The following is a 10,180-nucleotide window of genomic DNA, read 5'->3' as shown; positions in this document are numbered from 1 at the left end:
GAGGTCGATTGCCGAGCGTGCTGATGTCTTGCCGCAACTGGCGGAAGTGTTTCGAGCCCATGGCTATGAGGGCGCGACGCTGGCGCTGATTTCGGACGCGACCGGGCTCGGCAAGGGCAGCCTCTACAATTTCTTTCCAGGCGGCAAGGAGCAGATGGCGATGGAGGTTCTGACTTCCATCGACCGGTGGTTCGCCGACAACATCTATACGCCGCTGCGGACATCGACCGATCCGGCAAAGGGCATCGCCGACATGTTTGCGGCGGTCGATGATTATTTCCGCTCTGGACAGCGGGTGTGTCTGGTTGGCGCAGTGGCGCTCGGCGCCTCGCGCGATCTGTTTGACGACAAGGTCAAAACCTATTTCGCGGGCTGGATCGATGCACTCGCAGCCGCGTTGCGGCGGCTCGGCGATGACAGAACCACCGCACGCCAGAAGGCGGAACAAGCGGTGCTGGAAATTCAGGGCGCGCTGGTGCTGACGCGCGCGCTCGACGACATCAAGGTCTTCTCCCGCGCGCTGGCGGATTCGCGCAAGCGGTTGATGAATAAAAAATAGTGGCGCTGCGCCAGATCGCGAAACGAGGTCCGGCCGGAGCGGCCGGAACGACGCCTCCGACTGGAGGCAGGCGCTGGCTGGAGGAGATTCTCTCAGGCTCCGTCACTGACGCTGAGCAAATTGCCTTGCGCGAGCGACGCAGCGTTCGTCATGTCAACATGTCCATCTCGCTAGCTTTCCTTGTAGACCCGCCCGTGAAGTAGGCATCTAAACACGAATTAGTGACTAACCCGAGAACCACTAAGGCGCTCGGGCTCACGGGTACCCCACCAACGCGGCAACGCCTCGTGCCTTCACTTGAACAATGCACTGCCGCATTTACGTACTGCCTGTGTTCGCTGGCGCTAACTGCAGCCATGTTTGCAGGTCTGCCGATGACCCACTCGCTCGCGCTTCGAACCTTCCCGGCAAAGCGCTCAGCGTGTTCCTGCTGGTTCACCACCGGGTGGCGGTGACGAGGAGCGAATGGATCACGCTCCCGAAGGGACTGCTCGATCGGTTCGATGTGAGCCGGGATGCTAAGGCCCGTGCGCTGCAAGTCCTCGAGGAAGTCTCGCTTGTATCGGTGGAGCGAGCAAGCGGGCGGACCGCGCGGGTCAAGCTGCAGGCCGCGGCGGCAAAGCTTTGATTTACGCTTGAAACGAGATCGGCTTGGTACGGGGAATCACGCATGGCGAGATCGACTATTTTTTGTAGGCACATGTCTAGCGAACGCGATAGTTGGTGGTACCTCGAACAGGACAAGGATGGATCGCTCCACGTGCGATACGAAAACGACGACGATCCAAGCGACAAATGGCGGATGCCTATCAACGACTTTTTATCTCGCGGAGGTTCGTCGTCTCACCAAGCTTTGGTGGAACTTGTCGATCGCATGTTCGCGGACCGCAAAGATTCAGGGCGATGAATCGAAGCTTGACGGCTCTCTTGGCGGCATCTTGCCACCTCATCCTCACTTCGCTGGGATGAGTGTCCTTCGGGCCAACATTTTTTGACCAAGCCGTTTGGCCAGTGACTGTTAGCTCGCTTGGTCAGTTGCGGTTTCGGTTGAGGACAGCACTTTGCCTGTGCGGCAAAGTGCTTCCCACGCTGCGTCTAACGGCGCCGGCTCAGCATCGGACCAGAGAACCACTTTTGTGGTCGGGACGGGCAGTGCGGTTCGCCCCGTTACTCTCTGCTTGTCTGCGCTGGGTCCGGGCGAGACCGATCCGACGATCACGCCACCCATGACGGTCTAAAGCATTTCCGTCTCTCGCCGGGCTTGGTTTAGCGACCGCGCCCGCTTGGGTCGTTCATTTCCAGGAGTGGACCGGACTGATGTCCGATGCTCCGACCGGTGTTCCAGCCCACCGGAGTTTCCGCGAGTACTCCTACAACGGAGGTCGCGGTGTAGCGCTTGAAGCTGGGATGTCCTGGTATTTACGTCGGCTGGGTGCTCGAATATCTCTTCCTGCGAAATCCGCATCTCGTGTTTGATGTCGGCAAATACCGCGTCAGCCCGGCCGCTCAGGTCTGAGAATGGGCCGGCAGTTGATGACGGTTCCGCGATAGCCGTGGAAATCTCCGTTGGCGTCAAATACCGGTTTGCCACTGGCTTTCACGTAGTAGCCCCAAGCCGCCACTATCATCGCAGGCAGCAGCTGCTGCGTGAACGCAGCGATGTCGACGCTACCGCGTTGAAGCAGTCGGTGTGAACCATACATTAGCGAGCCCGTTGGCCGAGATTACTCACGGTTCAACGACGTGCGGCGAGTAGTAGCCCAACCGCACCGTTTGGAACCTGTAAGCCAAGGTTCAGCGCACCGAAACGATGAGTGTAACCCGCGCGACCCAGCGCGCAATAGACCGCGGCATTCCAAATCATCAAATTGCGTCTCACCAGGATTTCGGCGGCGTACGCGGCGTTGCCCAAATCACGCCTCTAATCTTGGAGCGACTTTCATGACAACCGTTGCAGATCAATTCGCTGAGGTCCTCGTCGCCGCTGGCGTCAAGCGGATTTATGGGATCGTCGGTGACAGCCTGAACGGTCTGACCGATGCCATCCGCCGCCAAGGCAAGATCGAGTGGATGCATGTGCGGCACGAAGAGGTCGCCGCCTTCGCGGCTGGCGCCCAGGCACACCTGACCGGCGAGCTCGCAGTCTGTGCGGGAAGCTGCGGGCCAGGCAACCTGCACCTCATCAACGGCCTCTTCGACTGCCACCGCTCGCGCGTGCCTGTGCTCGCAATCGCCACACACATCCCGTCAGCCGAGATCGGCAGCGGGTACTTCCAGGAAACACACCCCCAGTTTCTCTTCCAGGAATGCAGTCACTATTGCGAGCTCGTGTCGAGCGCCAACCAGATGCCGCGTATCCTCGAGGTCGCGATCCGGGAGGCGGTTAGCAAGCGGGGTGTGTCGGTCGTTGTCATTCCGGGCGACGTCGCTTTGCAGCCGGCATCGGCTGCGCCGCCGCCCAAGGCCGAAGGACTGCTGCCAAAGCCGCCGGTCGTTACGCCGGCGCCCGACGATCTGGACCGGCTTGCCGCGTTGCTCAATGACAATGACCGCATCACCCTTCTGTGCGGCTCGGGATGCCAGGGCGCGCACGACGAGCTGCTGGCGCTCGGCGAGCGCCTCAAGGCTCCGATGGTGCACGCGTATCGCGGCAAAGAGCATGTCGAATGGGAAAACCCTTACGACGTGGGCATGACCGGGCTCATCGGCTTCTCGTCCGGCTACTACGCCATGCGCGAGTGCGATACCCTGCTGATGCTCGGCACCGACTTCCCCTACCGGCAATTCTATCCGGAGGGAGGTGATGCCAGCATCGCCCAGGTCGACCTGCGGCCGGAGAACATCGGCCGTCGAACGCCCGTCGATCTCGGTATCGTCGGTGACGTCCGTGCGACACTGACGGCGCTGCTGCCGCTGCTCAAGCAAAAGCGCGACGACACCCACCTCGTCCACGCGCGGCAGCATTACGCGAAGGCCCGCAAGGCGCTCGACGAACTCGCCGTGGGCAAGCCCGGCAAGCGGCTCATTCATCCCCAGCAGATCGCCAAGGCGCTCAGCGACCAGGCGGCAGCGGATGCCATCTTCACCTGCGACGTCGGCCTCCCGGTCGTGTGGGGCGCGCGCTATCTCGCAATGAACGGCCGCCGGCGGCTGCTGGGTTCGTTCTGGCATGGCTCCATGGCCAACGCCATGCCCCAGGCGATCGGCGCACAAGCCACTTATCCCGGCCGGCAAGTGATCTCGCTCTCCGGCGACGGCGGCTTCAGCATGCTGATGGGCGATTTGCTCAGCCTGGTGCAGCTTAAGTTGCCGGTCAAGATCGTGGTTTTTAACAATGGCGCGCTTGGGTTCATCGAACTCGAGCAGAAGTCATCAGGGTTCCTTGATTTCGGCACCGACTTCAAGAACCCGAATTTCGCGACGATGGCAGAAGCCATCGGCATAAAGGGAATTAGACTCGAGGATGCTGGCGAGGTGAATGACGGCATCGCCGCCGCTCTCGCCCATGACGGGCCGGTCCTCGTCGATGCCGTGGTGGCCCGGGCGGAGCTCGCGATGCCGCCGTCGATCACCTTGGAAATGGCCAAGGGCTTCTCGCTTTTCATGTTGAAGGCTGTGATGAGCGGGCGCGGCGACGAACTCGTCGACCTCGCGAAGACGAACCTTTGGCGTTGACCAAGAGCTGCCGCTCACCCGAATCGGCACGACGCGTCATCACAACGGAGAGAGTTCAATGTCCACACAGGCAATCGCTATTCGTGAATCCAAGTCGGCGAAGGCCAGTGACTTTCATGCGGCATTTATTGTCGCCTGGGCCTTCTGCCTGTTGTTCTACTTCATGGAGTACGCAGTACGCTCCGCGCCGAGCGTGATGCTGCCTGAGTTGACGAGCGCATTTGGCCTCTCGACAACGGGCTTAAGCTCCCTGATCGGACTTTACTATTACACGTACGCGATATTCGCGGTTATTGCCGGCGCCTCGGTCGATCGCTGGGGCGGGAAGTACACGGTTCCGTTTGGCGTGTTGCTTCTGGCGGTCGGCACCGCGATGTTTGCCCTGGGAGGGGAAGGGACCGCGGCTGTCGGTCGCCTCCTGCAGGGCGCAGGCGCCGCCTATGCTTTCGTTGCGGCTGTCTATCTCGCGGCCCACGGTCTTCCGGCGCGGTACCTCGCAACTGCGATCGGCATCACCCAATGCATCGGCATGCTCGGTGGGTCGGCAGGCCAGTTCGTTACAGCCCCATTGATCCACGGGCCGATCGCCTGGGAGGAGTTATGGATCTATGCCGGTCTTGTGACGTTGCTGATCGCGGTCGCAATGTTCGTCGTTACCCCGCGTGAGAAGGAACCCGCAGCGCCGCAATCCGCAGCATCGCAGGCGGGATTGTGGAGCACATTCGCGCCGTACAAGGTCGTCTTGACCAACCCTCAGTCCTACCTGTGCGGCCTGATCGGCGGCTTGCTCTTCCTGCCGACGACGGTCGGCGCCATGACCTGGGGCGTGTCATTCCTGGAACACGGCTGGCACGTGGATTACGCGCAGGCGGTCGATCGTGCAGCGATGGTGGCGATAGGTTGGGTGTTCGGCTGCCCGATCCTTGGATACGTCGCAGACCGCATCGGACGCCGCAAACCCGTGATATTCGCGGGATCTGCGTTGATGCTGGTGGCGGCCCTGGCGATCTATTATCTGCCGCCCGAGACGTTCCCTCCGTATCTCCTGGCATTCCTGCTCGGCTTCGGATCCGGAGCCGCGATGATCCCGTACTCGACCATCAAAGAGGTGAATCCGGATCATGCCAAGGGCAGCGCTACAGGTGCGATGAACTTCATCGTCTTCGTGCTCAGCGCATTGTTGGCGCCTGCGTATGGGTGGTGGTTGCAAAAACTCGCGAACAGCGGGCCATTAACGGAGGACGTCTTCGCCAAGGCCGGCAGCGTCTTTGTCGCCGCTATCGTGATCGCTCTGATCGCCACGGTCTTCCTCAGGGAAACCGGCTCAGCCGGTCGTGAAGCGAATCAGGCGCTACACGCACCACGGGCGTAACGCGACCATGATCGAGCACATGAAGACCGACCAATCTCTGTCCCTGAGGAGAGGCGACATGGCGATCGCGTCGCTTCCCCTGTCACGCCGGCAACTGCTTGCGCAATCACCGTTGACAACGCGGCTATCCGCTTTTCTCGCGCTCATGAAGCCGCGCGTGATGTTGCTCGCGGTGTTCACCGCGGTTGTTGGGCTGGTCATTGCACCCGGTCATCCCGATGCACTCCTTGGATCCATTGTGGTTCTCGCAATCGCCGCAGGAACCGGCGCCGCCGGCGTCCTCAACATGTGGTACGACGCCGACATCGACACGGTGATGACTCGCTCGCTGGTAGCACTGGCCATGTCTCCTTCAGCTAAGCGGGGGGTCGCTCAGGCACAGCGCAATCATTCGCAGCAACTGCCGAGCCCGCCGTTTCCGGGACCAAGAATCGGCTAAGCGTCATGCATGCACAACTCGGTACACTGATGAAAACCGTTGTTGCGAGCGGGCGGTTGCGCACCTGGCTCCCCGAAATGCCGGCGTGGCTCGATCATCAGACCGCCATCGGACTGACTTTTGCGGTCAAGACCTTTGCGGCAGCATTGCTCGCGCTCTACATCGCATTCTGGGCTGGCCTCGACGATCCACGATGGTCGTTTCTGACCGTTTTCATCGTATCGCAACCGGACAGCGGACTCGTTCTCGCCAAGAGCTTCTATCGTATCCTCGGCACCATCGCCGGGCTCCTTGTTTCGATCGCGCTCGTTTTTGGTCTGGCCCAATACGGCGAACTGTTCGTGGCCGCGCTGGCCGTATGGGTCTGTTTCTGCAGCTTTGCCGCCCGTGCGGTCCGTAGTTTCGCGTCCTATGGCTTCCAGCTGGCAGGCTACACGGTCGCCATCGTCGGCATCCCGGCCGCCCTCGCGCCGACTGGAGCCTATGATTTGCTGCTGGCGCGGTTCACGGAGATCTCGCTTGGGATCATCTGTGCGGCGCTCGTGAGTCGGTTGATCCTGGTGCGCGACCTCTCGCCAAAGCTCATTGAGCTTGTCGTCGCTCTAGCTCGCCGCGCGGAAAGCTTCGCAGCCCTCCTTCTCGACCCCCATGCGGACTCCAAGCACGTCACCGCCGAGCGGACTGAGCTCGCTAAGGCCTATCTCGACATCCAGGCAATGCAGCAATCGACGTATTTCGAGAGCGCCGAGGCGCGCATTGTCGACCAGCCGCTGCGCAGCTTAACCCAGGCCGCAGTGGAGCTTTGCACCATGGCAGCAGCAGTCGCGAGCCATCGTGGGGATTCGCCGGCCCGGCCGGAAGAAAAAGCATCGCTCAGCGTCGGGACCTCTCCTGCGAACAAGTCCCGCACTGGAGACGGCCCGATAGTATCTGCACTGGTGCGCGCAGCGGATGAGCGCGACCTATTGCTTGCGCGCACCCGGCTTCAGGCCTGCGTGGAGGCCTTCGACCGGGGTGAGAGGCTGCCTGAACCAAGCTTCGCGTGTCGGCTTTGGTCGGACCCTGTGCCTGCGGCCATAATCGGCATCCGCTCCGCGCTGGCAGTCGGAGTTACTTCCGCATTTTGGTTCGCGACGGCCTGGCCAGCCGGCCCTATCGCGGTCATCGTTGCCGCCGTCGTGTGCAGCCTGCTCGCTTCCCTTGAGCAGCCGGACAAGATCAGCATGGCCGCTGCCGCGACCGTGCTCATCGCAGCGGTCCCGGTTTTCGCGACCCAGTTCTACCTGATGCCGCTTGCCGTCGACTTTCCTTCAATGGCGGTAGCGCTTGCACCGCTGCTGCTGACTTGCGGTTTTATCATGGCGCAGCCTCAGATCGGTGCGCTCGGCATGTTGTCTGCCGTGTACTTCACCTTCGCCTCGAACATTAGCAACGTCATGACCTACGACGCCGTCGCATTTCTGAACTCGTCGCTTGCCATTCTCGTAGGCATAGCAGTTGCGGTGGTGCTGTTTGCGACTTTCTTCCCCGAGACCCCGGCCTACGCAGGTCGCCGCTTCCGCAAGCAGCTCTTTGTCCAACTGGCCCACCTCACCAGCGCCTGTCCTCACGGCCCTGCTTTTCGATGTTACCAGCGTGCCCTATTCGAACAGCTCGGGACCACGCTTGCGCGCCTCAAGGATGAACCAAAGGTCGCGCAGGAATGCTTGATGAGCGCGTTGACTGCGCTATCAGCCGCGCAGGCAATCGGCCGCCTGAAAAGCTCCCTCGGTGCAACGGTGGTGACGCCCGGTATCGCCGCGGAGGGCTCGCGTCTGCTCGCCCGGCTGTCGCAAACCATTCGCAATCCATCGGTCTGGAAATTCAGCGGGAGGGCAGCTGAGGCGCGTGCGCTTAGTCGCCATGCCCTCGCAACCGACCAGGGCTCGGCTGAACCGGCGAAAATCCAAGCACTGAGCGGGGTCATCGTCGGATCTGCGACGCTTGGCTCCGATCTCATGCGGGCGCGAATGATCCTGCAGGGAGGGTCGAATGCAATCCCAATTTGATCTTTTGGGCGCGTTTGTGCCGACGATCGCCGCCTGGTTCGTGTGCTCGCTGGTAGTATTTTCTCTAGTCGACGCATTGCTGACCTGGCGCGGCTTTTACCGGCTGTTCTGGCATGCACCACTCGCCCGCTTCGCCCTCTTCGTTTGTCTCTTTTGCGGCGGCGCGCTTGCCGTGGCCAATCATTAAAGGAGCTTACCTATGCAGGCCGTCGTACGTGTGTTGCTTACTCTTGTCTTGGTCATGGCAGCCGGTTTGCTTTGCTACGATCTCGCGAGCTACTACCTCTATTCGCCATGGACCCGAGACGCCCGCGTCCGCGCCAATGTGGTGACGGTGGCGCCCGACATTTCTGGTTGGGTTGATGATATTCGCGTGCGGGATAACCAATTCGTGCACAAGGGCGACGTGCTCTTCACAATTGATCAGGAGCGCTTTCGACTCGCGCTCGCAGACGCCGAAGCCACGCTGGCGGCGCGACACGCTCAATATCTTATGTTGCGCGATCAATATCAGCGGCGCTCGAAGCTGTCCCCCGGGGACACCATCACTGTTGAAAATCTTGACAACGCGCGTCGACAGTCGGAAACAGCGGCCGCCAACCACCAGCAAGCAATGGCATCCCGCGACACCGCTGCTCTGAACCTCAAGCGAACCGAAGTACGCGCGTCGGTCAATGGCTTCATCACCAATCTCAACCTGGCAAAGGGCACGTTTGCCTCGCAAGGAAAGCCGGTGATGGCCCTGATCGATAGCGATTCGTATCGGGTCGAGGCCTACTTCGAGGAAACCAAGATCCCGCATATCAAACCAGGCGACAGCGCCGAGATTCACCTCATGGACGGATCCCCGGCGCTACAAGGGACCATCATGGGCATAGCAAGAGGCATCACGGATCAGGACAACAAGGATGGTCCAGAGCTCCTTTCTTCCGTCAATCCCACATTCACCTGGGTCCGACTGGCACAGCGCATTCCTATCACCGTCCACCTCACGCACGTACCACCCGGCGTGCTGATCAGCGCCGGAATGACCTGCACAGTCGTGGTGAAGGAAGGCGCGACACCCCAAATCGGGCTCGGGATCAGGAAGGTTATGGCAGCAATTTTTGGAGCATCTTCGAGTTAGGACTCGGTCGCGAATAGCGAAACCGAACTGAGACATAGGAGTATGCGTGAACCGGGGGGCACCAAAGAGCGAGCAAAGGCGCTTTTTCGTGGCCCTGGGCCGCGCCGTTCATCTTACGTGGCCGGTGCTGTCGACAATTCTTGCAATTCAGGTTGCCCTAGGTTTGTTGACTGGTCTTGTTGAGGGCTGGTCTCTCGGGGATGCGGTCTATTTCACCTTCATTACCGGCCTCACGATTGGTTACGGGGACATCGTACCGCGGCAGGCGCTCGCGCGCGCACTTGCGATCGGGATTGGTCTCTCCGGGCTCTTTCTCACGGGCCTCATAGCCGGGATTGCGGTCCACGCCATGCGCACAGCGCTCACCGATGACGACACCGGGTGAGAGACAGCACTTGTATTCAGATGCGAGCGCTCGCTGCCCGCACCAGCGCCGCAAGTGGAATCGGGATTTCAGCACGTCCCGCGATGCGACTCGCAGTGATCCCACTCCAGTTTACGTGCGCGCGGACCGGGTCGGAGCAATGTCGGCTTCTGGCGGCACATTTCGGACATAGCGTGATGTCCGACTTGAGTCCGTTATGCGCACCCGGAAGCAGACAATGTCTTGGGGATGCGCGACAGCCCACTGATTATAGAATAACTCTTCTATCATCAGTCCGGGCAAAGCCCTGATCGGCCAAGGAGTATTTTCAGGTCGGCATGTACGACCTCTCCCGACTGGTTACAGTCCAGCGTCCTGCTGCCCTTAAATAACGGGTTTGGAGGACAAATGGGACTAGGAAAACAAGCAAAGACGCTAAGCAAGGGCCAGGTGGACGCCATGCTTGCTTATCTCTCCACCACGCGGCACCCGGAAAGAAACCGTCTGATCTTTCTCCTGTCAGTCAAGGCGGGGCTTCGAGCCAAGGAGATCGCGAGGCTGAATTGGTTGATGACCAACGACTCCCAAGGTGAGATC

At 60.7% G+C, this 10,180-nt stretch carries 9 protein-coding genes and 1 pseudogene; all 10 read left to right on the top strand.

Annotated elements, in window-relative coordinates; all coding sequences use genetic code 11:
• Nucleotides 1–7 precede the first annotated feature (7 nt).
• The 10 genes and pseudogenes from VNX23_RS10550 (at nucleotide 8) to VNX23_RS10505 (ending at nucleotide 9,604) form a co-directional block, all read left to right on the top strand.
• Complete coding sequence (locus VNX23_RS10550) at nucleotides 8–559, top strand: TetR/AcrR family transcriptional regulator (RefSeq protein WP_325629745.1); 552 nt, start codon at nucleotides 8–10, stop codon at nucleotides 557–559.
• A gap of 421 nt (nucleotides 560–980) precedes the next feature.
• A complete protein-coding gene (locus tag VNX23_RS10545) occupies nucleotides 981–1,187 on the top strand; it encodes a hypothetical protein (RefSeq protein ID WP_325629744.1) in 207 nt (68 codons plus the stop codon).
• Between the two features lie 925 nt (nucleotides 1,188–2,112).
• Entirely contained in the window at nucleotides 2,113–2,253 is a 141-nt protein-coding gene (locus VNX23_RS10540) for a hypothetical protein (RefSeq protein WP_325629743.1), read from the top strand.
• 247 nt (nucleotides 2,254–2,500) lie between these two features.
• Nucleotides 2,501–4,234, top strand: a complete 1,734-nt coding sequence (poxB, locus tag VNX23_RS10535) for a ubiquinone-dependent pyruvate dehydrogenase (RefSeq protein ID WP_325629741.1) — start codon at nucleotides 2,501–2,503, stop codon at nucleotides 4,232–4,234.
• Nucleotides 4,235–4,292: 58 nt separating this feature from the next.
• Nucleotides 4,293–5,606, top strand: a complete 1,314-nt coding sequence (locus VNX23_RS10530; RefSeq protein WP_325629739.1) for an MFS transporter — start codon at nucleotides 4,293–4,295, stop codon at nucleotides 5,604–5,606.
• 133 nt (nucleotides 5,607–5,739) lie between these two features.
• Nucleotides 5,740–6,045 (top strand): annotated as a pseudogene (locus VNX23_RS10525) (UbiA family prenyltransferase); the annotation flags it as partial.
• A 5-nt stretch (nucleotides 6,046–6,050) separates the two neighbouring features.
• On the top strand, nucleotides 6,051–8,093 hold the full coding sequence (locus VNX23_RS10520) for an FUSC family protein (protein ID WP_325629737.1): 2,043 nt from the start codon (nucleotides 6,051–6,053) through the stop codon (nucleotides 8,091–8,093).
• Entirely contained in the window at nucleotides 8,077–8,280 is a 204-nt protein-coding gene (locus VNX23_RS10515; RefSeq protein WP_325629735.1) for a DUF1656 domain-containing protein, read from the top strand. The genes VNX23_RS10520 and VNX23_RS10515 overlap by 17 nt, the downstream gene beginning before the upstream one ends.
• A 12-nt stretch (nucleotides 8,281–8,292) precedes the next feature.
• Nucleotides 8,293–9,219, top strand: a complete 927-nt coding sequence (locus VNX23_RS10510; RefSeq protein ID WP_325629733.1) for an HlyD family secretion protein — start codon at nucleotides 8,293–8,295, stop codon at nucleotides 9,217–9,219.
• Between the two features lie 46 nt (nucleotides 9,220–9,265).
• On the top strand, nucleotides 9,266–9,604 hold the full coding sequence (locus VNX23_RS10505; RefSeq protein WP_325629731.1) for a potassium channel family protein: 339 nt from the start codon (nucleotides 9,266–9,268) through the stop codon (nucleotides 9,602–9,604).
• Nucleotides 9,605–10,180: the final 576 nt, after the last annotated feature.

The sequence above is a fragment of the Bradyrhizobium sp. genome (genome assembly GCF_035570375.1).
Classification (GTDB): Bacteria; Pseudomonadota; Alphaproteobacteria; order Rhizobiales; family Xanthobacteraceae; genus Bradyrhizobium.
This window is presented reverse-complemented; position numbering and strand designations above follow the sequence as displayed.